The sequence below is a fragment of the Thalassomonas actiniarum genome (assembly GCF_000948975.2).
In the GTDB taxonomy this organism is placed as follows: Bacteria; Pseudomonadota; Gammaproteobacteria; order Enterobacterales; family Alteromonadaceae; genus Thalassomonas; species Thalassomonas actiniarum.
Genome location: NZ_CP059735.1, coordinates 1,802,211 through 1,826,464 on the forward strand (window position 1 = coordinate 1,802,211; position 24,254 = coordinate 1,826,464).

General features: G+C 49.2%; 21 protein-coding genes. 9 read left to right on the plus strand and 12 right to left on the minus strand.

What is annotated here, in order from left to right:
• The first annotated feature begins 43 nt into the window (after window positions 1-43).
• The 6 genes from cysN (at window position 44) to SG35_RS07965 (ending at window position 6,917) form a co-directional block, all read left to right on the plus strand.
• On the plus strand, window positions 44-1,456 hold the full coding sequence (cysN, locus tag SG35_RS07940; protein ID WP_044830725.1) for a sulfate adenylyltransferase subunit CysN: 1,413 nt from the start codon (window positions 44-46) through the stop codon (window positions 1,454-1,456).
• A 92-nt stretch (window positions 1,457-1,548) separates the two neighbouring features.
• The gene (locus SG35_RS07945) at window positions 1,549-3,276 is read left to right on the plus strand and encodes an SLC13 family permease (protein WP_044830726.1); all 1,728 of its coding nucleotides are present in this window, start codon (window positions 1,549-1,551) and stop codon (window positions 3,274-3,276) included.
• A gap of 43 nt (window positions 3,277-3,319) precedes the next feature.
• Window positions 3,320-3,919 (plus strand): adenylyl-sulfate kinase, encoded by a 600-nt coding sequence (cysC, locus tag SG35_RS07950; RefSeq protein WP_044830727.1) that lies wholly within the window; start codon window positions 3,320-3,322, stop codon window positions 3,917-3,919.
• A 12-nt stretch (window positions 3,920-3,931) separates the two neighbouring features.
• The gene (locus SG35_RS07955; RefSeq protein ID WP_044830728.1) at window positions 3,932-4,891 is read left to right on the plus strand and encodes a DHH family phosphoesterase; all 960 of its coding nucleotides are present in this window, start codon (window positions 3,932-3,934) and stop codon (window positions 4,889-4,891) included.
• A gap of 88 nt (window positions 4,892-4,979) precedes the next feature.
• Entirely contained in the window at window positions 4,980-5,993 is a 1,014-nt protein-coding gene (gene galE / locus SG35_RS07960; protein WP_044830729.1) for a UDP-glucose 4-epimerase GalE, read from the plus strand.
• Between the two features lie 177 nt (window positions 5,994-6,170).
• The gene (locus tag SG35_RS07965; RefSeq protein WP_044830730.1) at window positions 6,171-6,917 is read left to right on the plus strand and encodes an SDR family NAD(P)-dependent oxidoreductase; all 747 of its coding nucleotides are present in this window, start codon (window positions 6,171-6,173) and stop codon (window positions 6,915-6,917) included.
• A gap of 60 nt (window positions 6,918-6,977) precedes the next feature.
• On the opposite strand, the gene SG35_RS07970 is transcribed toward SG35_RS07965, so the two are convergent.
• The 10 genes from SG35_RS07970 to SG35_RS08015 form a co-directional block, all read right to left on the minus strand.
• Window positions 6,978-8,201 carry an EAL and HDOD domain-containing protein gene (locus SG35_RS07970; protein ID WP_044830731.1) on the minus strand — a complete coding sequence of 408 codons (1,224 nt, stop codon included), beginning with the start codon at window positions 8,199-8,201 and terminating at the stop codon, window positions 6,978-6,980.
• A 155-nt stretch (window positions 8,202-8,356) separates the two neighbouring features.
• Complete coding sequence (putP, locus tag SG35_RS07975; RefSeq protein ID WP_044830732.1) at window positions 8,357-9,820, minus strand: sodium/proline symporter PutP; 1,464 nt, start codon at window positions 9,818-9,820, stop codon at window positions 8,357-8,359.
• 338 nt (window positions 9,821-10,158) lie between these two features.
• A complete protein-coding gene (locus SG35_RS07980) occupies window positions 10,159-10,872 on the minus strand; it encodes a DUF3379 family protein (RefSeq protein WP_044830733.1) in 714 nt (237 codons plus the stop codon).
• A complete protein-coding gene (locus tag SG35_RS07985; RefSeq protein WP_044830921.1) occupies window positions 10,865-11,380 on the minus strand; it encodes a sigma-70 family RNA polymerase sigma factor in 516 nt (171 codons plus the stop codon). Before SG35_RS07985 ends, SG35_RS07980 begins: the two co-directional genes overlap by 8 nt.
• A gap of 227 nt (window positions 11,381-11,607) precedes the next feature.
• Window positions 11,608-13,281: a BatD family protein gene (locus tag SG35_RS07990; RefSeq protein ID WP_236702506.1), complete on the minus strand. Its 1,674-nt coding sequence runs from the start codon at window positions 13,279-13,281 to the stop codon at window positions 11,608-11,610.
• Window positions 13,282-13,337: 56 nt separating this feature from the next.
• Window positions 13,338-15,221 carry a vWA domain-containing protein gene (locus SG35_RS07995; protein WP_044830735.1) on the minus strand — a complete coding sequence of 628 codons (1,884 nt, stop codon included), beginning with the start codon at window positions 15,219-15,221 and terminating at the stop codon, window positions 13,338-13,340.
• Window positions 15,222-15,225: 4 nt separating this feature from the next.
• Window positions 15,226-16,218, minus strand: coding sequence for a vWA domain-containing protein (locus tag SG35_RS08000; RefSeq protein ID WP_044830736.1), 993 nt, complete (start codon window positions 16,216-16,218; stop codon window positions 15,226-15,228).
• Window positions 16,215-16,814, minus strand: coding sequence for a DUF4381 domain-containing protein (locus SG35_RS08005; protein WP_053042759.1), 600 nt, complete (start codon window positions 16,812-16,814; stop codon window positions 16,215-16,217). Before SG35_RS08005 ends, SG35_RS08000 begins: the two co-directional genes overlap by 4 nt.
• Window positions 16,802-17,800 (minus strand): DUF58 domain-containing protein, encoded by a 999-nt coding sequence (locus SG35_RS08010; protein WP_044830737.1) that lies wholly within the window; start codon window positions 17,798-17,800, stop codon window positions 16,802-16,804. Before SG35_RS08010 ends, SG35_RS08005 begins: the two co-directional genes overlap by 13 nt.
• A 147-nt stretch (window positions 17,801-17,947) precedes the next feature.
• Window positions 17,948-18,904: an AAA family ATPase gene (locus SG35_RS08015; protein WP_044830738.1), complete on the minus strand. Its 957-nt coding sequence runs from the start codon at window positions 18,902-18,904 to the stop codon at window positions 17,948-17,950.
• Between the two features lie 430 nt (window positions 18,905-19,334).
• Between SG35_RS08015 and fadI the strand changes: the two genes are divergently transcribed.
• Window positions 19,335-20,651: an acetyl-CoA C-acyltransferase FadI gene (gene fadI, locus SG35_RS08020; protein WP_044830739.1), complete on the plus strand. Its 1,317-nt coding sequence runs from the start codon at window positions 19,335-19,337 to the stop codon at window positions 20,649-20,651.
• A 44-nt stretch (window positions 20,652-20,695) separates the two neighbouring features.
• Window positions 20,696-22,840 (plus strand): fatty acid oxidation complex subunit alpha FadJ, encoded by a 2,145-nt coding sequence (gene fadJ, locus SG35_RS08025; protein ID WP_044830923.1) that lies wholly within the window; start codon window positions 20,696-20,698, stop codon window positions 22,838-22,840.
• Window positions 22,841-22,936: 96 nt separating this feature from the next.
• Here fadJ and SG35_RS08030 read toward each other — a convergent pair whose 3' ends face one another.
• Window positions 22,937-23,200: a hypothetical protein gene (locus SG35_RS08030; protein ID WP_044830740.1), complete on the minus strand. Its 264-nt coding sequence runs from the start codon at window positions 23,198-23,200 to the stop codon at window positions 22,937-22,939.
• A gap of 299 nt (window positions 23,201-23,499) precedes the next feature.
• Here SG35_RS08030 and SG35_RS08035 point away from each other — a divergent pair, with 299 nt between their 5' ends.
• On the plus strand, window positions 23,500-23,700 hold the full coding sequence (locus SG35_RS08035; protein WP_044830741.1) for a hypothetical protein: 201 nt from the start codon (window positions 23,500-23,502) through the stop codon (window positions 23,698-23,700).
• 327 nt (window positions 23,701-24,027) lie between these two features.
• On the opposite strand, the gene SG35_RS08040 is transcribed toward SG35_RS08035, so the two are convergent.
• Window positions 24,028-24,234, minus strand: a complete 207-nt coding sequence (locus SG35_RS08040; RefSeq protein ID WP_044830742.1) for a hypothetical protein — start codon at window positions 24,232-24,234, stop codon at window positions 24,028-24,030.
• Between the last annotated feature and the right edge of the window lie 20 nt (window positions 24,235-24,254).

A 24,254-nucleotide genomic window follows, 5' to 3' on the forward strand; every position in this document is an offset into this window, starting at 1 on the left:
GCTATCTGCCGGATAAACAGAAAGATTTCCAAAGGATACCCTAATGAGTCACCAGTCAGACTTAATTGAAAAAGATATTCAGGCTTATTTAAAGCAACATGAAAATAAAGAGCTGGTACGTTTTTTAACGTGCGGCAGCGTCGACGATGGTAAAAGCACCTTGATCGGCCGGTTATTACACGACTCGAAAATGATTTTTGAAGATCAGCTGGCCGCCATTGAAAACGACAGTAAAAAATCAGGCACCACAGGCGAAGCTATCGATTTGGCGCTGCTGGTTGACGGTTTGCAATCCGAGCGGGAGCAGGGCATCACCATAGACGTGGCCTACCGTTATTTTTCTACCGAAAAACGTAAATTTATTATTGCCGACACCCCGGGCCATGAACAATATACCCGTAATATGGCCACCGGCGCGTCAAACTGCGATATGGCCATTATCCTGATCGATGCCAGATACGGCGTTCAGGTACAAACCCGCCGCCATTCTTTTATCTGCTCTCTGCTCGGCATAAAGCATGTGGTGGTGGCGGTCAATAAAATGGATCTGGTTGACTTTGATCAGCAAACTTTTGACAACATCCAAAAAGATTACCAGGCCTTTGCCAAAGATCTCGATATTCCGGATATCCGTTTCGCCCCTATTTCGGCATTGGCCGGTGACAATGTGGTTAACCGCAGTGAAAACACCCCCTGGTATCAGGGGCAGACCCTGATGGAGTTACTGGAGAGCATCGAAATTGCCGGCGATGAAAATAGCGATGATTTTCGTTTCCAGGTGCAATATGTTAACCGTCCCAACCTGGACTTTCGCGGTTATGCCGGTACGATCGGTTCGGGCAAGGTCAGCGTCGGCGATGAAATACTGGCATTGCCCTCGGGCAAGAAAAGCACGGTTAAGTCTATCGTCACCTTTGAAGGCGAGCTTGAGTCGAGCGAAGTGCCCAATGTCGTGACCTTAACCCTTAATGATGAAATCGATATCAGCCGTGGTGAAATGCTGGTTAAGCCGGGCAACGAGCCGCAAAGCTCAAAAGCCTTTAATGCCACTTTGGTGTGGATGCATGAAGATGCCCTGGTGCCGGGTCGTGAATATTACATCAAACACGGCAGTAAAATGACTACCGGGGTTGCCGCCGAAATTAAACATAAGGTGGATGTCAATACTATGGCTAAAGGGGAGGCAAACCAGCTTGCCCTTAACGAAATCGGCAATTGTGTAATGCAGACCACGGAAGCTTTGCATTTTGATGCCTATAGCAGCAACAAGTCTACCGGTGCCTTTATTGTGATCGACCGCCTGAGCAATATTACCGTCGGGGCGGGCATGATCAACGAAGCGGTGGAAGTCAAGCAGGCGCATCAATATTCGGAATTTGAACTGGAATTTAATGCCCTGGTTTGTAAGCACTTCCCTCATTGGGGCGCGCGTGACTTATCTAAGCTAATCGACTAGCTCTGTATCTTCGTTCTGTAAGTAAGCCCTGCCAAGGTTGTTAGCGGCAGGGTTTATCAAGTGATTTGATGGCCGGATAAAAGGAATATTCAATGACAGCACCCCAATGGCTGATGGTGATTATTTTTCTGGCCACCCTGTTTGGCCTGATCAAATACCAGCAAAAACCCGAACGTGTTTTTGCCTGTGCCACCTTATTGTGCCTGGCGACCTCTTTTGTTTCTACCGACGATATTCTGGCGAACGCCGTCAACCCGGGGTTAGTGACGCTGATCTTGCTGGTGTTATGCTCTTTTGTTTTTGAACGCAGCAGCGTGTTGCGTCATCTGGCGGTGCTGATTTTTAACGGCTCTAAAATCAAATCCGTGGTGCGCACGTTATTTTTCAGTGCCTTTGCTTCGGCACTCATGAGTAATACCGCGGTGGTGGCCAGTTTGATCAGCACCATCAAAAACAATAAGGTGATCAATCCGGGTAAACTGCTGCTGCCGTTATCTTATGCGGCCATTTTAGGCGGTACCTTAACCCTGGTGGGCACTTCAACCAATTTGATCGTCAACAGTATGTTGATAGAACAAAATCACCCCGGGTTGAACTTTTTTGACTTTACCCTGATAGGCGCTGCTGCCCTGCTGGTTTGTCTCGGGGTTATTTTTGTGCGCTTAAGAAGCCTGCCGGATATGGACGTCTCCCGTTTGGAGGGACAAAATTATATGGTGGAAGCGGAGGTGACACCGCAATCAAGCCTGCTAGGCAAATCCGTGGAAGAAAACGGTCTGCGCCACCTCGACTCCCTGTTTTTAGTGGAAGTGATCCGTTGCGGCCGGCTGATCTCGCCGGTAACGCCGGAAGAAGTGCTGCAGGGAGGAGATAAGCTGATCTTCAGCGGCGATATTTCCAAGGTCCTGACCCTGCAACAGTTTGACGGCTTAACCCTGTTCGCCCAGCAAGACGGCCTGTTGCGGGATAACCTCACCGAAGTACTGATCAAGCCCGATGCCGCGGTTGTCGGTAAAAGTTTAAAAACTGCCGGTTTTCGCGCCCGGTTTGATGCCGCCGTGGTGGCGATTCGCCGTGAAGGGGGAGCCCTGTCGGGCAAACTGGGGGATATAGTGATCCAGCCGGGAGACTTCCTGGTGCTGGCCGTCGGTAAGGATTTTAGCGCCCGAAGCAACCTCTCTAAGAACTTCTTTATTATTTCGGGCCATAAACCCGATGATATGTTGCACGGCTGGCGTAATAAACTTGCCGTTTTTGGTTTTCTCGGGGCCATTGCCGTCTCGGTTTTCACCGTGATTTCCCTGCTGGAGTGTTTGCTGTTTTATGTGGCGCTGCTGATTTTTACCGGCTGTTTAACCATCAATGAAATCAAGCGCCGCTTCCCGCTGGAAATCTGGTTGATTGTGCTCAGTGCCCTTACCTTAGCCAAGGCGCTGGAAAACAGCGGCGTTTCACTGGTACTTGCCGGCGCTTTTGAGCAGCTGCTGTTGGGCTCAAGCATTTATATCGCCTTTATTGCGGTTTTTGTCATGACCTTAGTGATCACTGAAACCGTGACCAATAATGCTGCGGCGGCCCTGGTTTTCCCCGTTGCTTACAACATGGCGCTGGGGCTGGGGGTCAGCCCATTGCCGTTTGTAATGGCGGTGGCTTTTGCCGCCAGCGGCAGCTTTGTCAGCCCTTACGGTTACCAGACCAATGTTATGGTTTACAGTGCAGGTAACTATAAGTTATCGGACGTGGTGAAATTCGGCATTCCGGTGTCCCTGACCTATAGCGTGATTGTATTATTGATGATCCCGCTGATTTATCCCTTTTAACCCTAAATAACAGATTAACGATACTTTTTAGAAACAGGTTTTTATGAAAACAGAAAATACCGTGTGGCATGACCAACACATCAGTAAAACTCAGCGCGCCGAATTAAAGCAGCAAAAACCTTGTTTACTCTGGTACACCGGCTTAAGCGGCTCGGGTAAGTCAACCATTGCCAATGCCGTTGATGCTTTGTTATTTCAGCGGGGCTGCCATACCTATTTGCTCGACGGCGACAATGTCCGTCACGGCTTAAACGGCGATTTAGGCTTTAGCGATAATGACAGGGTGGAAAATATCCGCCGTATCAGTGAAGTGGCAAAACTTTTTACCGATGCCGGTCTCATTGTCTCTACTGCGTTTATCTCGCCTTTTGCCGCGGACAGGGCCATGGCGGCAGAGAAGTTGGCGGCGGGGGAGTTTATCGAAGTATATATCGACACCCCTATCAGTGTATGTGAGCAAAGAGATCCCAAAGGCCTGTATAAAAAAGCCAGGGCGGGGGAGATCAAAGATTTTACCGGTATCGACTCCGCTTATGATGTGCCCGAGGCACCGGCTATCCATGTGAAAACCGCCGAGTTATCCGTGCTCGAATGTGCGCAGCAGATCGTCGATTATCTGCTTGAATATGGTTTTGTCAAATAGGAAAGAGACGTTATGCATTTTGATGTATTTAACGGTGATGCCGACGGCATTATCGCTTTGGTTCAGCTGCGTCTGGCACAGCCGAAAGACTCGCATCTGATCACAGGTGTTAAACGTGATATCAGTTTACTGAAACAAGTCAGGGCACAGGAGGCAGAATCTGCCACTGTGCTTGATATTTCCCTGGAAAAAAACAGTGAAGCTTTACAGAGTTTGTTGGCGCACGGGGTAGAGGTGTTATATGTGGATCATCACAGGGCCGGCGATATTCCCCGGGATGACAAGCTTAAAACCATAATCAACACAGATGCCAACACTTGTACCAGTTTGCTGGTTAACGAGCTGCTGCAAGGGAAATATGCCAACTGGGCCATTGCCGCTGCTTTTGGCGATAATATGAAAGCCGCTGCCCGTACCCTGGCACAAGAGGTGGGCTTGACAAAAGCGCAGCAGGAGTTGCTTGAAGCCCTGGGTATTTATATCAACTACAACGGCTATGGCCGCGATCTGGACGATTTACATTTTCATCCTGCCGAGTTATTTAAACTGCTGGTGGAATACTCAGATCCGCTTGAGTTGGTTGCCGACAGCAATTCAGTTTTTGCCACCCTGCAAAGGGCCTATCAGCAGGATATGGCTAAGGCAGAGTCTGCCCGGGTATTATTTGACGGCCCGAGCTGTAAAGTGGTCTTGCTTGCCGATGAGGCCTGGGCCCGTCGGGTCAGCGGCGTATTTGGCAATGAACTGGCCAATGCTTCTCCGGATAAGGCACATGCGGTGTTAACCCTGAATGCCGATCTCAGTTATACCGTCAGTGTTAGGGCGCCGCTTAATAATAAGCAGGGGGCCGATAACATTTGTGTGCAATTTCCCACCGGAGGCGGCCGTGCGGCGGCGGCGGGGATCAATCATTTGCCGCAAGAAAAACTTGAAGCTTTTATTGAGGCAGTGTCACAATACTACTTAGCGTAAACTTAATGGGTTAGAATATTATATTCTGACCAGTGTATTTTTTGATACAAGCGCTGACAAGCGATCCCTGATAAGACAAAGGATAACTATGAGTCTGTTAATTACTGGCGGTACCGGATATATCGGCAGCCATACTGTGGTAGAACTCCTCAATATCGGTAAAGATATTGTGATCGTCGATAATTTATCGAATTCATCGACCCTGGTGCTGGAGCGTATCAGCGAAATTACCGGTAAGTCGGTGACTTTTATAAAAGCGGATATCTGTGACCGCGATGCCATGGAGCAGGTGTTTGAGCAACATGATATTGAGGCGGTGATCCACTTTGCCGGTTTAAAAGCCGTGGGCGAGTCCAGTGAAATCCCGCTGAGCTATTACCACAACAATGTCAGCGGTTCGCTGGTATTATTTGAGACCATGGCAAAGCATGAGGTGAAAAAGCTGGTGTTCAGCTCTTCTGCCACCGTTTATGGCGAAGGCAATATTTCGCCGCTGGATGAAACCATGGCCACTTCAGCCACTAACCCTTATGGCCAGACTAAGCTGATGGTGGAGCATATTCTTTTTGACCTGGCGAAAAGCGATCCCCAGTGGTCCATCGCCTGTCTGCGTTACTTTAACCCTATCGGTGCCCATGAAAGCGGCAGGATAGGGGAAAACCCCAATGGCATTCCCAATAACTTACTGCCTTATGTCGCCCAGGTGGCGATCGGCCGGCTGCCGCAACTGCAGATTTTCGGTGATGATTACGATACCGTTGACGGCACCGGGGTAAGGGATTATATCCATGTTGTTGACCTGGCATTGGGGCATGTTAAAGCGCTGGAGAAGCTGAGTGATATCAGTGGCTGCCAGCCGATCAACCTGGGAACGGGTAACGGCACATCAGTGCTGGAAATCGTCAATACCTTTCAAAAGGTTAGCGGCCGGGATATTCCTTATGCGATAGTGCCAAGAAGAGCCGGAGATCTGGGCACCGTTTATGCCGATGCCAGTGTCGCCAAAGCCTTGCTTAACTGGCAGGCGATGCGGGATATGCACACCATGATCACCGATACCTGGCGCTGGCAGTCACAAAACCCTAATGGTTTTACCGAGTAGCACCTGCGGCTGTTTTTAGCCCTGTCTTAACGGTACAGGTAAAGAAAGCGCGGAGAATTCTGCGCTTTTTTTTGCTATTTTTCCTTGATCTTCCCAGCAATAATCACCCGTGGGGATTGGCATCCCTTTTAAGATATACCTATTATAAATAAATGACTTAGCTATTGATGCCTGGCGATGACGTCTGTAAAACTCCTTGATAAAAAAATTCTGATCACCGCAGCGGCCAGTGACCTTGGCAGGCACTTGACGCAATATTATTTAGCCCAGGGAGCCGAGGTGATCTCACTGGATATGGCCGTTGAGTCATTGCAGGAGCTGAAACAGGCTTATTCGGGCTTAACCTGTATTCCCTGCGATATCACCCAGGGTAAAGAAATAAACGCGGCATTTGCGCAAATAGAGCGGCAGTTTGGTTATGTCGATGTGCTGATCAACAATGCTTCGATAAAACACAACGAACCCCTGTTTTGTTTCTTTAGGCAAGGGGACAGGAAGCACCATCTTGATGCCTGGCAAAGCGTGCTGGACATCAATTTAACCGCCCCTTTTGTTATTTCCGGTTATTTTGTCGAGCTACTGGCGGCCAAAAGTAACCCCGGGGTAATTGTTAATATCAGCTCTGCTTCTCCTTCACCGGGGGGCAAGGGAGGGCAAAGTGCTTATGCCGCCAGTAAAGCCGGACTGCATGCCTTAAGCAAAAGCTGGAGCCGGGAGCTCAGGCCCTTAGGGATCCGGGTGGTCTCTATATCACCGGATGATATTCACTTTGTGGCGGATGACGCTAACAATACCGCAACGAAAGCAACGGGCTTAAGGAAGCTCGCCGGCAAAGAGGCGATCCTTGATTTGGTGAACCTGGCGATAAATCATGAGTTGATGAACGGGAAAGTTATTGATCTGAGTGAGCCAGGCGCTACCTGATTGCCTGCCAGTGGTTTATATGCTTAACAGCAGCCTCCGCACTCCTGTTAAGCATGTTATTTAGCCTTCTACGTGTACTGTTTGCTCATCGGCCCACACCAGGGCGTCGTGATAGCACTGGATCACTTTATCCTTATTGAGGCCAAGTTCCGTTAATTCTTCTGAAATCTCACTCCACTGGGCATGCTCGATAAAACTGACAATTCTCAGCAAGGATGCCAGGGTGCCTTTACCCACTAATAAGGTATCTTTGATCTCCTGGGCGAGTGGCAGTTTTTCCAGGATGCTGGCCAGATCTTCATCTAAAATGGCATCTATCATAGACAACAAGCCGGTCAGGAAGGCGATGGAAATATCGACACTGGTCTTGGCTTCATTGGCCATCAATTCACAAAACTTTGCCCGGGTCATGGAGACGTTGATCAGCTCGCTCGGTTTGTCGGGATTGACATTCACGGCAAACATCAGGCCGATAAAGCGTTTCAGTTCACTTGAGCCCAGGATAACCAAGGCCTGCTTGATGGTGGATATTTCACTGCGGCGCCTGAAAATGGCGGAGTTGGCATAACGCAGTAACTTATATGACAGGGAAACATCACGCTCAAAAACCGAGGTAATGCTGGCAAGATCGAGCTCAGGCTTGGAGGTCTCATACAGGAGTTCGGCCATGGCCACCTGGGAAGGGGACAGGTTTTTGCTTTTCACCATTTCCGGCTTGGAGAAGAAAAAGCCCTGGAACAGCTCGAAACCGTGTTCCATGGCTTCATTATATTGTTCGTAAGATTCCACTTTTTCCGCCAGCAGCTGGATATGCGGATAGGCGCTGATGGCCTGGCGGATCACCTTGACTTCATCAAAAGAGGTTTTATGTAAATCGATTTTGATGATCTTGATAAAAGGATAAAAGTGCTGCCAGACCTTCTGGTGCTCATAGTCATCGAGTGCCAGGATATAACCGTTATCAAAAAGCTCTTTGCACAGGGCCAGCAATTTTTTGCCGGGTTTGACGGTTTCCAGGATTTCCACCACCACTTCATCCGGGGTCAGCATGGCGGGATAACCTTTGCTCATGGTTTCCAGGGTGAAATTGATAAAGGCAGGTTTATTGCCGGTAAACTCACTGATGCCGAGATTAAACTGGCTGGCTTCGATCATTTTACTGGTGGCAATATCCCCGTCTACTTCGGGGAAGACATTGTCTATACTGTCTCGGAACAATAACTCATAAGCGAAGAGATTTTTATTTTTGTCCAGAATGGGCTGTCTGGCCGCATAAAAATACATAGAATAGGGGTCCTCGGTAACAATTAGCCGCTAATCCTGGCCTTAACTTAAGGTTAATCAAGCGGCTGGCTCAGGCTATATTCAGGAATTAAAGTCACTATAATTTAATCCCCGCAATATAGCCATTACTTTGTGGTACCGGATCTCAAGAGGGCTTACTTTTTCTCCAGTAAAGCACGGTAGACCCGCTCACTGCCTTGTGTCTGCTCCGGAAACAGCAGGCTGAACAGGTAACCGCTTAGCAATGCGCTGATAAAGCCCGGGACAATTTCATATAAATCGAAAAGTCCGCCGCTAAGCTGTTTCCATACCACGACCGTTAACGCCCCTGAAATAATGGCCGCCAGTGCTCCGGTACGGGTGAACTTGGACCAGAACAATGCCAGTAGCATGGTCGGGCCGAAAGCGGCGCCAAAACCGGCCCAGGCGTAGCTGACAAGCCCTAAGACTGTGCTTTGCGGATCTGTGGCAATAAACGCCGCCAACAGGGCGATCAGCAGCAGGGATAAACGCGACAGCCATACCAGCTTTTTCTCACTGGGTTTGCTTTTGCTGAGCTGTTTATAAAAGTCTTCGACGATAACACTCGAACACACCAGCAGCTGTGAGTCTATGGTACTCATGATCGCGGATAAAATCGCGGCGATTAATATACCGGCAACCCAGGGGTTGAGCAGAATATGGGCCAGGTGAATAAAGACGGTTTCGCTGTTCTCAAGCGGCGCCTCGATAAAGTAGGCCATGCCGACCACTCCGACTGCCAGTGCCCCGATCAGGGAAATCACCATCCAGCTCATGGCAATATTGCGGGATTTTGGAATATCGGCGACCGAGCGGATGGCCATAAAACGCGATAAAATATGGGGCTGACCGAAATAACCCAGTCCCCAGGCCATCAGCGAGAAAAAGCCGAGCCAGCTAAAGTTTTTGAAAAAGTCCGCATAATGGGGATCCGCCTGTTCTAAAATCTGCTGAGTTTGTGCTATGCCGCCTAATTCATTGAGGGTGACTACAGGTAAAATCACCAGCGCCAGCAGCATTAGGCAGCCCTGAAAAAAGTCGGTCCAGCTTACCGCCAGAAAACCGCCGAGAAAGGTATAAGAGACTATGACCACAGTGCCGATCAGCAGGGCATTTTGATAGTCGATGGCGAAGACTTTCTCAAACAAGATGGCGCCGCCGACCAGGCCGGAAGAAACATAAAAAGTAAAAAACACTAAAATGGTCAGGGCGGAGATAAAACGCAGGATATTGGACTTATCGTCAAAGCGTTTGGCGAAAAAATCCGGCATGGTCAAAGCATCATCGGCGTGTTCGCTAAAGTGCCTGAGCCTGGGGGCCACCAGCAGCCAGTTTAACCAGGCGCCGAGCACCAGGCCTACCCCGATCCAGACCTCGCTGACTCCGGACAAATAGATGGCCCCGGGGAGACCCAGCAGCAACCAGCCGCTCATATCGGATGCGCCGACGCTCAGTGCCGTGACCGCAGGCCCCAGCTGCCTGCCGCCTAAGATATAATCGCTTAAGGTATTGGTGGCCTTAAAGGCCAGGTAGCCGATAAGCAGGGTGGTTAATAAATAAGAAATAAAAGTGATCAGGGTGGGGAGAGAAAACGCCATAAATCCATTCTTGTCAGTTATTATTGTTTCGACCATATGTCGGTGGAGAGTCTAACAAGTGCGGCTGAATTGAGCCAGCTTAAGCTGATAATATTTCTGATTTTATCCAGACGAAGAGCAAACCTGTCCTGGGCGGAAGAAAACGCGCCAATATCAAACCCGTTCTTGTCAGTTATTGTTTCGGCGATATGCTAACAAGTGCGGCTGAGTTGAGCCAGCTTAAGCTGATCATATTTTAAGATTAAACAATGGATAAGTGTGCCAGAAATAAACGGGAAGGGTTTATTGCCTGCTAAGGGGCAACGGTTTTATCTGCTAAAGCCGTTGCCGGGGGCAAATTAAATCGACCAGCTGACATTGTCCTTGATATTATCCTGCCACTGCTCGATAGGCTCGTTCTTATCGCCGATAACAATCACATTATTGTCGTGCATCAATAAGGTTTTGCCGTTAAAGTTCTCGTCATTGAAGTCTTCAATAAATTCAAGCTCTTCATGATTCGGTACTATCAGTACCGTGACCGGACTGGATTTTCCCTGGAATACCAGGTGCAAACTTTTCACCCCTTGAAAAGGGCAAAATTGTGCGGAAATCAGCTCGCCAAAGCCCTGCTCAAAGCTGCCGTTAAACGTCGACATCTTATCATTGAGGGTCGCCAGGGAGACCCTGACTTGATCATCGTTGCTGAACTTGCCTTCTTCATGGTAGACATGGGCTAATGCGTATTCACCCAAGGTCGAGTAGGGGGTGGAATACTGCATAAAATTAAAGGTTAAACCCAGGGCAAAGGCTACGGATGCCGCCATCGCCAGCTGTATCCGGTTTTTTCGTTTTTGCTGTCTGTGACTATCCAGAGTCTGGCGCAAAATGAGCTTATCGTATAAGTCATCCGGCACCGGCACTTTCATTGCTTGAGCCAGCTTGTCGTCCAGGGCTTCTATATCCCTGACAAACTGCTGCTTAGTCGGATCGCCGTCAATTGCTTCCTGCATTGCTTCATCCCGGGATTTAGGATCTGCATAAATACTGCGTCTAAATTGCAAATCATCCATTGTACTGACCTCGTTGTATCGGTTCGTTATCCAGCGCGTCTTTTAACTGGTTACGCGCTCTGAACAGGCGTGTCATAACGGTGTTTTTATTTAAGTCCAGCATCTTGGCAATATCGTCACCGCTAAAACCGCCGATGACCTGCAATACCAAGGGCTCCCGGTACTCTTCCGGCAGCTGGGCTATTTTCTCCCTGAGCCAGTGATTTTCGATTTCCTGTTCGCTGCCGACCGCTTGGTTATCGGCAATGGTCACTTCTTCATAATCCGCCATATCTAAACGTTTACGTTCGAAGCGTCTGGCATTTTCCCGCCTTAAAATTGTGATCAACCATGACTTGGCGGCTTTTTCATCTTTTAATGAATCAAGGGCCCGCCATGCTCGTAAAAATGTTTCCTGTACTAAGTCTTCAGCCACCTGTTTGTCATGACATAACCAATAGGCATATCGGTATAAATCTGTGTGCAGGGCTTTAACCAGCGCTTCGTATCGAATTTGTTTAGTCGCCATGTTGTTAGAGACCTGATCGCGATCAGATTTATTTCGAAATAATTTTTTAATCATAAATCTTTTTAATCTCTATAAGCTAAGATATTGACAGGCAAGCTAAAATATATAGCTTGCCCTTGTATGTTGACACTATTATATCTCTTTTACTGGCGAGTTAGCTGTCATCTGCCGCCTGGTAGCTGCCTTTTATCTCTTTTATATCCCTTGATATTTACCATGGAGTTTTATCATGGATTTAAGGCAATAGCGACCTCGGCTGTCTTTTTCGATTGTTTTTTATTGATGTTGACCAGGATGGTTAACAGCTCTTTCCCCTGCCAGGCAGGCAGGCTGGTTGCTGTTTGGGCGTGTTCTCTACCCGGCTCTTTACCCTGCCCTTTACCATAGTAATGGTGCTGGAGTTCATTGATCACTTCGGTAAAGTCCTGGCGGTCGATCACCTTGATCACTTCATCCAGGGTGGAGACCTTCTTGCGCCCGGTGCTGAAATGATGTTTGCCGCTGTTAATCCAGGCGGGTAACAGGCTGATCACCTGTTCGCCGTTATTTTGTTTACAGGCAGCCATTAACGCCAGGTAGGGGTCGATATGTTTAACCGGTTCACTGCCTGTTCCCTGAGTTTGCTGTGCTCTTTTCCCCCGGGCGCTGGCGAACCAGGCAAAGGAGGTTAACAGCCACAAGGTCATAAACAGCCAGGTTAACCAGGAATGCTCTTTTACGGTCACGGTTTGCACTTCCTGTCCCAGGGGGGCGGTATTACCGCCTTCCGGTACTGTAAAAGGCGTATTATTGGCTGTTTGTACTCCGGGTAATACTTCAATTTCCTGGGCCGCTATGGTGCTGGTTTCATAGCGGTTGGTGACGGTATTCCACCAGGGGATGGAAATTTCCGGCAAGGTATATTTTCCGGGTTTGCTTGCCACCAGGGCAAAGTTTCTGACTTTTTGGCTCACCAGGCGGTCTTTATTTAAACTGGTATGCAGCTCAGCCTGGTCCGGATAGACTTTTAGTCCCGGCGGCATCTCCATGGCAAGTTCGGGTAGCTGCTCCTCCGACAAACCGGCGGCGGTTAAGGTAACGGTGCGGGTGATCGGCTCGCCGACGGTAAATTTCGTCAGTTCAGGCTGCCATTCCTGATGCAGGGTTAACAGCTCGCTCGGCAGCCATTGTCCCTGGAAAGCCTCGGGCACCGGACGGACATTGAGGGAAATGCTATCTCCCATCACAGAAACCGGCTTGGTTTCGGAAAAGCTGAAAAAGCTCGAGCGGCGGCGGCTATTGGCCATCACTTCACCGGAAAATACCGGGGCGGCAATAACAAAATCACCGCTTTGTTGCGGGGTAATGGCATAGGTACGCTCAATTACCCGGTAGCGCCTGCCGTTGATGATGCTTTCGCTTTCCCCGTCTTTGCCCACTTGCTGGATGTTGGCACCTTCAAGCTCCGGCTCGCTTAACGTGCCGCGCTTTAATTCGGTGCTAAAGTGTAATTTTACCGACATGGTGACCAGCTGCTGTACATAAACATCATTGTTTGACACTTCTGCGGTGATGAAAATGTCCTGCTGGTGGTTGCCTGCTTTGGCGCTTGATGCCGGCACTACCTCTAGGTTGATGGCCTGGGTTTTTTCCGAGCCTACCGTCAGCGGCGGGATAGTAACATTACCTGCTTTACGGGCGAACAATACCGTGGTCCAGGTGGTGCTGTAGGAGGTTTTAAAGTTCACCATGCTGGTTTGCGAACTGACCGAGGTGCGCCCGACAATAAAGTCTTTTTGCAGCGGTGTTGTGTCCAGGGCATTACTGCCGACATCTTCATTGGCCACCACCGAGAGCACAAAGGACTCGTTGAGCATGACAGGGTTTTTATCCACGCTGGCGCTGACCTGTGGCGCGGCCATTGCTGTCTGCGACACGACCTGTGAAAGTAAAAGGCCCATTAAACATAAAATTGCTTTTACCACTTTTTCTTAACTCCTGCTGGCGTGCCGTTCTGGCGGCGTTTTTGATACTCGATCTGCATCTTGTTGCGTAGTAACAAATAAGGATCATCCGTGACCTTATTTAATAATTGCTGATGTTTTTGCTCGGTTTCCTGATCGGCTTTTTCCTGGGCTAACCTGGCCTGTTGCTGCTCGGGCGTTTCTTCTCCCTGCTGCTGTTCGGCCTCTTGCTGTTTGGCTTCCTGCTCGGCTTTTTCACGCTCCGCCTGCTCTTGCTCCGCCTGTGATTGTTGCTCTTGCTTCTCCTGCTCAGACTCCTGGTCCTGTCCCTGGTCGTTTTGTTCTTGCTGCTGTTTTTCCTGCTCCGACTGCTGGCCTTGTTGCTGGTCGCTCTGCTGCTGCTCATCATTTTGCTGCTGCGACTCCTGATCCTGGCCTTGCTGTTGTTGCTGCTGCGAGTCTTGACCTTCTTGCTCCTGCTCCTGATTTTCCTGGTCCTGGTTTTGCTGATCCTGATTTTGCTGCTGTTGCTGCTGTTGTTTTTTCAGCTCTTCAATCAGCTGCTTGTTTTTTTGCGCATCAATCAGCTCGGGATCTTTTTCCAGCGCCTGGTCATAGGCTTTGAGGGCCTCATCAAATTTTTGCATTTTTGCCAGGGTATTGCCCTTATTGTACAGGGCATCGGCGCTGTTGAATTTCTCAAACGCTGCCAGTGCTTTCTCATAGTCTCCCGCTTTATAGTGGGCGCTGCCTTGCCACAGGGGGTCCTGGAAGTTCTTGGCTGCCTGGGAATAGTTCTGCTGGTTAAACTGCTGCTGTGCCTGCTGATCTTTGGTTTTCCACAGATCCTGCCATTCAAGCGCATAGGCCTGCTGCTCTGGCATCAGCAATAGCGTTAACGGCAACAAGGCGACCACTGTACCGCGGCGGAAATATCCCAATAACAGGGGTAAAAGTAATAGCAAGAGGTAAGGACCCGCTTCCTGCCACTGGTCGCCCAGGTTTTGTGACTCGCCTTCTTCCTTTTCGGATTCCATGCCCGGCTTTAGTGTGATCAGGGCGTTGATATCGGTATTGTCATTGGTTATGGTGCGGTAGGTGCCGCGCCCCTTGCTGGCCAGGCCGTATAAGCGCTTCTCGTTGGTTCTTGGCACGACAATCGCGCCGGAGTCATCTTTCATTAACTCGCCGCTGGGTAACGTGATCGGCGCACCTTCACCGCTGCCGACACCTAAAATATTCAGGCGGTGGGGGAAGCTGCGGCTCCAGTCATTGATATCTTCAATATCCTCAAAGTCTATGCCGTCGGTAAACCAGTAGATATCCCCTTCGAGATGACCGGCATTGCTCAGCATCTCATGGGCCAGGGTTAATGCCGCCAGCGGATTACTGCCAAGTTCTGGCATGATCTCCGGGCTGATGGCGGGCAATAACAACTTAATGTTATTGATATCTTCCGTTAACGGACTGATGGTAAAGGCATCGCCGGCATAGGCGATCAGGCCGATTTCCCCTTCGTTTAGGCTGTCGAGTAAATCGCTGGCCTTATATCTTGACCGGGTTAAACGGTTTGGCGCCAAATCGGTACTGTACATGGAATAAGACATATCCATGATCAGCACAGAGCCGCGCTCTACCTGGTATACCGGCTGCGGCAATTTCTGCCATGTGGGTCCGGCCAGGGCCACTATGCCTAGGGTGCCGATAATAAACGGCAGGGTCAGGGATAAAGGTTTACTTTTTTGCATGCCGTTAATCAGCACTTTGGCCAGATGGCCGGGTAAAAACTGCTGCCAGCCGGAATGGGCAATGGACATGCGTTTTAGCAGCCATAACACGAAAAATAAGGCAAAAAATGCCAGCAGGGCCCAGGGGCGGATAAAATGAAAATCTGCCATGGAATTACCCCCTCTGCCAGATGTGGCTCGGGCGGTTGAGCCAAAGAAAATACAAAAATGCCAGCAGCATCGCCGCCGCTAACGGGAATTGGAACAGGGCGGACAGGGGTCTCATTTGCTGGTGATCCTGCTCTACCGGCTCTAATTGATCCAGCAACTGGTAAATGGCCGTCATCGACTGGCTGTCGCGGGCGCGGAAATAACGGCCGCCGGTTTCTTTAGCCAGTTTTTGTAAAGTGCCTTCATCGAGCTCGCTCGACGGATTGACCTGACGGGTGCCAAACAGGGATTTTTGCAGCATCACATCGGCGCCTATGCCTATGGTATAGATGGTAATGTCTTTGGCGATGGCAAGCTCTAATGATTGCTCGGGAGAGATTTTTCCGGCGGTGTTCTGGCCGTCGGTTAACAGCAGCAGCACCCGGTTGGATTCTTTCTTTTCATCAAAACGTTTTACCGCCAGGGCAATGGCATCGCCGATGGCGGTTTTTTTACCTACCAGGCCCAATACCGTTTCATCAAGCATTTGTCTGACGGTTTTACGGTCAAAGGTCATCGGGGTTTGCATATAGGCGTCGTCGCCGAATAAGATCAGGCCGAGGCGATCGCCGACCCTGTCGTCGATAAACTCGCCCAGCAGCACTTTTAGCATTTCCAGGCGGTTCATGGTCCTGCCGTTTAAGTTCATGTCTTCAACCTGCATACTGCCGGATAAATCCACGGCGATCATCATTTCCCTGCCTTCGGTGGGAATGTCTATTGCTTCTCCCAGCCATTGCGGGCGGCTCACTGCCAGCACCACTAAACACCAGATCAGGGATAAGATAATTAACGGCGCCCGGTTTTTATGTTCGACCTGGCCGCTGGTAGATAAACCGGAAACCAGATAAGGCATTTTTAACGCGGCAGTCGTCGCCTTGTTTTTTGCCGGTAGCCAGTAAACTAAAAGGGGCAAGGGCAGGACCAGTAACAGCCATGGCCATTGAAAATGGATCATGCCGGCTCTCCTTGTTTTTGATATTTACCGGTGTCGGTAACTTCAACTGATGAGGTTTTTGGGCTTGTGTTTTTATCCGCATTCACTTTAGCCGAACCCTGGTTTTTCCCGGTGTTGTCGGTTTTGTCTTTCCTGGTGATTTTTTTCGGCGGCAGCGCCTTTTTCAACCATAAAATTGCCGCCTGGCTTAGGGCGATATTGCTGTCGTCACTGACTTCTTTTTGGTAAAGATGATCAAAAGCATCGCCGCATTGCTCGGTGAACGCCTGCTGATGTTTTTCCGGCAACTGCTCGGTTAAAAACTGCTGAAACTTGCGGCCAAATAAGCTGGCGCTGCTTTTCCTTGGGAAGTAGGTCATGGTCGTCCACTTTAAAATGGCAATGATTTGCGCATTATTGGGGATGGGCGACTGATTCAGCTGGCGCAGGGCAAAGCGTTTTTGCTTGTTCAAACGCCAGGTTTTTACCGCTTTATAAAGCACAATGGCGGTTAACATGCTGACCAAAATCAGCAATATCCACCAGCCGGGAGCAAGCGGGTAGTTATGCACCTGCTGGGGTAAATGTATGTCTTGTAATTGGGCTAGCGGGTCCAAGTGCTGACTCCGTTTTTAAGCTGAAATTCCAATGTTTTGTCGGCGCCGAAGGTTAAAATCCGGGCACCGGCTTTACTGATAAAGTTTTGCCGTTGCTCGCGCATGGCTTCTGCCTTTTGTTGGTAGAGATCTGCGGTGCGTTTATCCCCTAAGGTCAGCTGCTGATCTTGTCTGCCATCGGTGATGGCGACATTAAACCTGTGTTTGCTCTCGGGCAGATGATGTTCCAGCGGATCTGTGATCTGGCAAACCACCAGTTCGCAGTGGCGGCTGATTTGCGACAGATGGCGTATCGCTTCTTTGCTGAGCAGATAACCGTCGGTGATCAAATACACTAAAGAGCCGGGACGGGCAAGCTGGCGCAAGCGGGCGCAGTTTTGCTCAAAGGCTGTGGTGCTCATCTGGTTAACTTCCGGCTGTTCGACGCTTTGCTGGTGGATCTGGGTCAGCGCATGCAGGTAATGTAAGACACCGGCCTGGCGGCTGCGGGGTTTTAATTCCTGGTGCTGCTGGTTGTTAAAGACAATACCGCCGATGCGGTCGCCGCGGCCTTTAGCGTGCCAGGCCACCAAGGAGGCCAGGTGCGCTGCCTGTACCGATTTAAACAGCAACTGGCTGCCAAAAAGCATGCTGGCACTTAAGTCTGTGGCGATCAGCACCGGGCGCTCGATTTCTTCGCGAAATAACTTGGTATGGGTTTTACCGGTACGGGCGGTGACCCGCCAGTCGATGGCGCGGATATCATCACCTGTCTGGTAATGGCGCACCTCGTCAAACTCCATGCCCCGGCCTTTGCTGCGGGCCAGGTAATTGCCGGACATACGTCCGTGTAAATTTTTATTCGCAGCCAAGTCTATCAAAGAGGTTTTTGTTTGATACTGGAGTAATTCCTCGATAGATAAACCAACGCCGCTTGCCATGATGCTGTGCAAGACCTGGGCGGCGTCGATTTGCTGCGTTTGTTTGGTTGATTTACTAAACCACATATTTAAACCACTTATCACTCGTTGTTAATTGCATAAGCCCGGACCTTTACCTGTTTCAGGTGTGCCCGGGCTGTTTTTGCTGTCCTTTCCTTGCGCTGACTCATTTATGTTAAGCCAAACAACAGCACTGCCAAATAACAGCTCAGGCTAACCAACAGCCACTAAGCTTAACAAGTGATCCAATAACTGGTTGGTGGTAATGCCTTCCGCTTCTGCCTGGTAGGTCAGCAGGATGCGGTGGCGCAAGACATTATGAAATACCGCCTGGACATCTTCCGGGCTGACAAAGTCGCGGCCGTTTAACCAGGCACGGGCGCGGGCACAGCGGTCCAGGGCTATGGTTGCCCGCGGGCTTGCGCCGTAGGCCAGCCATTGCTTGAGCTTGTCGTCATATTTTTCCGGCTGGCGGGTGGCCATGATCAAATCGACCAGATATTTTTCCAGCGAAGGCGCCATATGGATATTCAGCACTTCTTCACGGGCGGCAAAAATATCGGCCTGGCTCAGCACCTCAAGAGATTTTTTCGCCTGTTTTAACGCTTCGCCGCGGTTAAGTTTTAAAATTTCCAGCTCGCTTGCCGCATCCGGGTAATCTATTTCCAGGTGCATTAAAAAACGGTCAAGTTGTGCTTCCGGCAGGGGATAAGTGCCTTCCTGTTCTATCGGGTTCTGGGTTGCCATCACCAGGAAAAGCTCCGGCAGCGGGTAGGTTTTTCTGCCAACGGTGATCTGGCCTTCCGCCATGGCTTCTAATAACGCCGACTGTACCTTGGCCGGAGCACGGTTTATTTCATCCGCCAGTACCAGGTTACGGAATAATGGTCCTGCCTGAAAAACAAAGCTGCCGTCTTCGGGGCGATAAATATCTGTGCCGGTTAAATCCGCCGGCAATAAATCCGGGGTAAATTGAATACGGTGGAAGTCGGCTTCCAGGCCTTCCGCCAGGGCATTGACCGCACGGGTCTTTGCCAGCCCCGGAGGACCCTCAACAATAAGATGGCCGTCGGCCAATAAGGCGATCAGTAAGTTTTCAACTAAGGCCTGCTGGCCGATGATCTGCTGCGATAAATGTTCTTTTAGTGAAGAAAATTGTGTAATTGCCATATTTATAATTATCTAATTGTTCAATTGATTCGATTGTCTTTTACGACGTCTGTCTTTAACTGCACTGCTTTAGCGCCTGTCTTAATGACACCTGTGTTGATATATGGTTCCCTATTTAAAAAACAAGCACCAGCGTAAAGTTGTAACTATTTTTAACAAACTTAAACAGCCATTGTACCTATTTTTATTACCCGGGGTATTTTATTTATGCTTTTGTCCTGCCGGTTTACAGTGCTTTTCGTGCCCGATGTCTTTTCAATGATTGAATTATTCTCATAGTTCGTTAAAATCAGGAGTAATATTTGGAGGTCTGACCTCTTGGTCGGGCAGTCAGCTTTACCTATCCTGTTATTTTATGTGGTGAAAGAGTACACAATATTCCGGTACTCCTGATAAGGTATGGGTAGGGATAAATCAGTCGGGGAATAAGATGTCAAAAACAAATACACTGACAACAGCAAAGGGCGAACGTATTGCTATTGTTGCAGGTTTAAGAACACCTTTCGCGAAACAGGCAACGGCCTTTCACGGGGTGCCAGCGGTTGACTTAGGTAAAATGGTAGTCAACGAGTTATTACAAAAACACGAAGTTGATCCAACTATTATTGACCAGCTGGTTTTCGGTCAGGTAGTACAAATGCCGGAAGCACCGAACATTGCCCGGGAAATTGTTTTAGGTACCGGCATGAATGTGCACACCGACGCCTACAGTGTTTCCCGTGCCTGTGCCACCAGTTTCCAGTCTACCGCCAACGTAGCGGAGTCTATTATGGCGGGGATCAGTGATGTCGGTATTGCCGGCGGTGCTGACTCTTCTTCCGTGGCGCCTGTGGGTGTATCGAAAAAACTTGCCAGAACCTTAGTGGATCTGACCAAGGCGAAAACCGCCGGTCAGAAGTTTGGTTTGATCCGTCAGCTGGGGCTAAAAGACTTATTGCCTGTCTCTCCGGCGGTTGCCGAATATTCAACCGGTATCTCTATGGGACAAACGGCGGAGCAGATGGCGAAAACCTACCAAATTTCCCGTGCCGATCAGGATGAACTGGCCCACAGATCTCATACATTAGCGGCGAAAAACTGGAAAGAAGGTAACCTGGCCGGTGAAGTCATGGCCGCCCATCCTGAGCCGCACAAAACCTTTATCGACCAGGATAACTGTTTCCGTGAAAACTCAACTTTGGAAGGCTACGCCAAACTCAGGCCGGTATTTGACCGTAAGCACGGCTCGGTAACCGCCGCCAACAGTACGCCGTTAACCGACGGCGGCGCAGCGGTATTGATGATGCGCGAAGGCCGTGCCAAAGAATTGGGCTACAAGCCGTTAGGTTATATTAAAAGCTTTGCCTTTGCCGCCATCGACGTATGGCAAGACATGCTGATGGGGCCAAGCCATGCGACACCGTTGGCGTTAAAACGTGCCGGTATGGAACTGGCCGACCTGGACTTAATTGAAATGCACGAAGCCTTTGCCGCCCAGGCACTGGCCAATATGAAAATGTTTGCCAGCGACAAATTTGCCAAAGAGCATTTGTCGCACCTGCGCAATAAAGCCATAGGTGAAATTGATATGAGCAAGTTCAACGTGATGGGCGGCTCTATCGCTTACGGCCATCCGTTTGCCGCCACCGGCGCACGCTTGATCACACAAACCTTGAATGAATTAAACCGCCGCGGCGGCGGTGTTGGCCTGACGACCGCCTGTGCGGCCGGTGGTTTAGGTGCTGCTATGATATTGGAGACGGACTAATGACCCAGATGAACGAAGTAACAGAAGTTACCGAGGTAAGTGAGATGACTGAAGAAACAACCAGCAGCAGCGCGAGTGCCTTTACTTTGGTGCGTCAGGAAAATGGCCTGGCCCATTTAGTCATGGACGTGGTCGGCGATACCATGAACACCCTCAAAGCTGAATTTGCCGAGCAGGTCGGTGAAGTACTGCAGGAAATCAAAGGCGATAAGGACATTAAAGGCATAGTGCTACTAAGCGGCAAGAAAGACTCTTTCGTTGCCGGTGCCGACATTAACATGCTTAATGCCTGTCAAACCGCAGAAGAAGCCACGGCGTTATCCCGCCAGGGGCAAATGCTGTTCGACCAGCTGGAAAAAATGGATATTCCGGTAATTGCCGCCATCCACGGTCCGTGTTTAGGCGGCGGTTTAGAACTGGCCATGGCCTGTCATGCCCGTGTCTGTACCGACAGCCCGAAAACTGCTTTAGGCTTGCCGGAAGTACAGCTTGGTTTGTTGCCGGGCAGCGGCGGCACCCAACGTTTACCTAAACTGGTGGGCATTCAAAAAGCCTTGGATATGATGTTAACCGGCAAGCAGCTAAGAGCAAAACAGGCATTAAAAGCCGGTTTGGTTAATGACGTGGTACCGGAGAGTATTTTGATCCGTACCGCAGAGGAAATGGCCTTGGCCGGTAAGGTAAAAGCCAAGCCGCGCAAAATGTCGGTGATGGACAAGTTGCTTGAAGGCAACAGCTTCGGCCGCAATATTGTATTCAAGCAGGCGGCGAAAACCGTACTGGCAAAAACCAAGGGCAAATATCCTGCGCCGCTGAAAATTATCGACTGTGTGAAAACCGGCAGCGAACAGTCACCTGCACAAGGTTACCAGGTAGAAGCCAACCATTTCGGTGAGCTGGTGAAAACCCCTGAGTCGGCCCAGTTAAGAAATATTTTCTTTGCCACCACAGACATGAAAAAAGAGCAGGGCGTTGCCGGTGTTGAGCCGGAAAAAATTGCTAAAGCCGGTGTGCTGGGCGGCGGCTTGATGGGCGGTGGTATCGCTTTTGTGACCGCCACCAAAGCCAAGGTGCCGGTACGTATTAAAGACATCAGCCATAAAGGCATTAACCACGCACTGAAATACGGTTTTGACCTGTTAAACAAAAAAGTAAAACGCCGTTTTATGATGCACAGCGAAATGCAAAAGCAAATGTCATCTATTACCGGCACGGTAGACTACAGCGGTTTTAAAGAGCTGGATATTGTGGTGGAAGCGGTATTTGAAGACTTAGCCCTGAAGCAAAAAATGGTTGCCGATGTGGAAGAGTTCTGTAAACCGACCACCATTTTTGCCAGTAACACTTCCAGCTTGCCTATCGGGCAAATCGCTGCCAAAGCGGCGCGTCCGGAAAACGTGATTGGTCTGCATTATTTCTCGCCGGTAGATAAAATGCCGCTGGCGGAAATTATTGCCCATGAAGGTACTTCCGACCAAACCATCTCCACCACAGTGGCCTTTGCCAAGAAACAGGGCAAAACCCCGATTGTGGTGAAAGACAAGGCCGGCTTCTACGTAAACCGTATTTTGGCCCCTTACATGAACGAAGCCGCCAATTTACTGCTTGAAGGCGAGTCTATCGAAAAACTGGACAAGACTTTAGTGAACTTTGGTTTCCCGGTTGGCCCGATGCAGCTGCTTGATGAAGTGGGTATCGATATCGGCGCTAAAATCGGTCCTATCCTGCAGGCGGAACTAGGTGATCGTTTTGCTACGCCGCCGGCCTTTGACAAATTATTGGCGGATGGCCGTTTAGGTAAGAAAGCGTCGAAAGGTTTCTATTTGTACGGTAAAAAGGTGAAGAAGAAGCAGGTGGACGAAAGCATCTACAAAGTGCTGAACATCACTCCGCAAGGCCGCTTGTCTGACGATGAAATCAGCCAGCGCTGCGTATACATGATGTTGAACGAAGCGGTAAGGTGTTTAGACGAAGGCATAGTGCGCAACGCCCGTGACGGCGATATCGGCGCTATCTTCGGCATAGGCTTCCCGCCGTTCCTGGGCGGTCCGTTCCGCTATCTTGACCAGGTAGGCGCAACCAATGTGGTGAGCCAGTTAAACCGCTGGGCTGCCCAACATGGCGAGCGCTTTAAGCCGTGTGACGCCCTGGTGAAAATGGCCGAAGAAGGCCGTACCTGCTACGAATAAGTATAGGGTATACGCATGCCGGGATTAAGCCCGGCATCAAGATGAAATGATGTTGGCAATGCTGTAATAGCTTGCCAACATTTTTTTGCCCGGTGTTTAGTTCAGCCGGGTTTGAGGCGTCACCGCTATGCCCTCTTGTATCATGCCAATGACGGTATTGATATCGACGTCGCTGAGAAAGGATTTGAACCTCAGGGCTTGATACAACAATTCTTCGCCGTATCGCTCTTCCACTTCACCTATGGCAGCTTGAAAGTGTAAAATGGCTTCCCAGCCCGAGCTGGACGCCTTAACCGCTTCTGCAAATAGGACATAGATTTCACCGGCGACCAACTCTATTAGTTTTTCATCTTGAGCCATAATTTCCCTTGTTTTTCACTCCATGATTTTGCGTCTGTTATTCTTGCATGAAAAAATTACTCGTAGTTAGCAAACAGATCAACAAATATAAAGATATTGAGTTAAGCGGAAATAGTTTACCGCCTGTTTTCCGGAAGTAGGCAATTTTTTGCCTCCTGTATTTTGGTTGTTTTCCCCCTGAGGTTTGATCGTTCAAGTTATTTTAACTTTATATTTATTAACCAGTAATTGATTGCTTTATCATCAGAGGGAAGTTTGCTATATTACGTCGCCTGAAGTTAGTAGTAGGATGTTTTGTAGTGTTGTTGCTTACCGGATTGATTGGTTTTATTTCTGCGTTATTCTTTTATTGCCAGGCACTGGCAAGCGGTTTAGGGCGTAAGCGCTGGGCCTTTGCGGGCTTGCTGTTCGGGCCTTTTATCTGGCCGATGTTTTGTATGAAAAAAAGAATGAAGACCAATCGTAAGTTTGGTTTTGGTGGGTTGATTTTCCGCGCTTGATAATTGACTACTAGCGTTTTTGCGTGGGGGCTTTAGCTAGAGGCTTGTAACTGCGTAAAATACTGTATGAGGGGGAATGTCGGCTTAGTCATCTATAACTATGATTTTGGCCTGATAAGGCACTTAAACGGCTTTTCTCCTTGTTTAATACGACATTCCCGTTAATTATTTTTCACTTATCCTTCCTTTTCTTTTCCTATTTACTGTGAATACTTATCTCCACCAGGTATTCGCGGACATTTCCTTTATTTCTATATTGGCGGCTATGGTATTTTCTTTTATTTGATAGCTGAATAGAGCTTTAAGTAATTTGAGCATACTTGTCTCCTAGATTCTTACTGCGCGGCGGCCTGTTTCAGTCATCTTTAACTTATTCATCTTAGATGCTGCTATTTTATTACTTTTGCTTTGTTTATTTATGATGGTTCCTACTGGAGCGCTATTAACTTTCATTTCTTCTTTTGTCGAAGTTTCCATATGAGCACTGGGAGCTGAAGTTGAAATAAACAAAGATAATAAAATTGAATTAAGCATAATTTTCCTGGTAGCTGCTG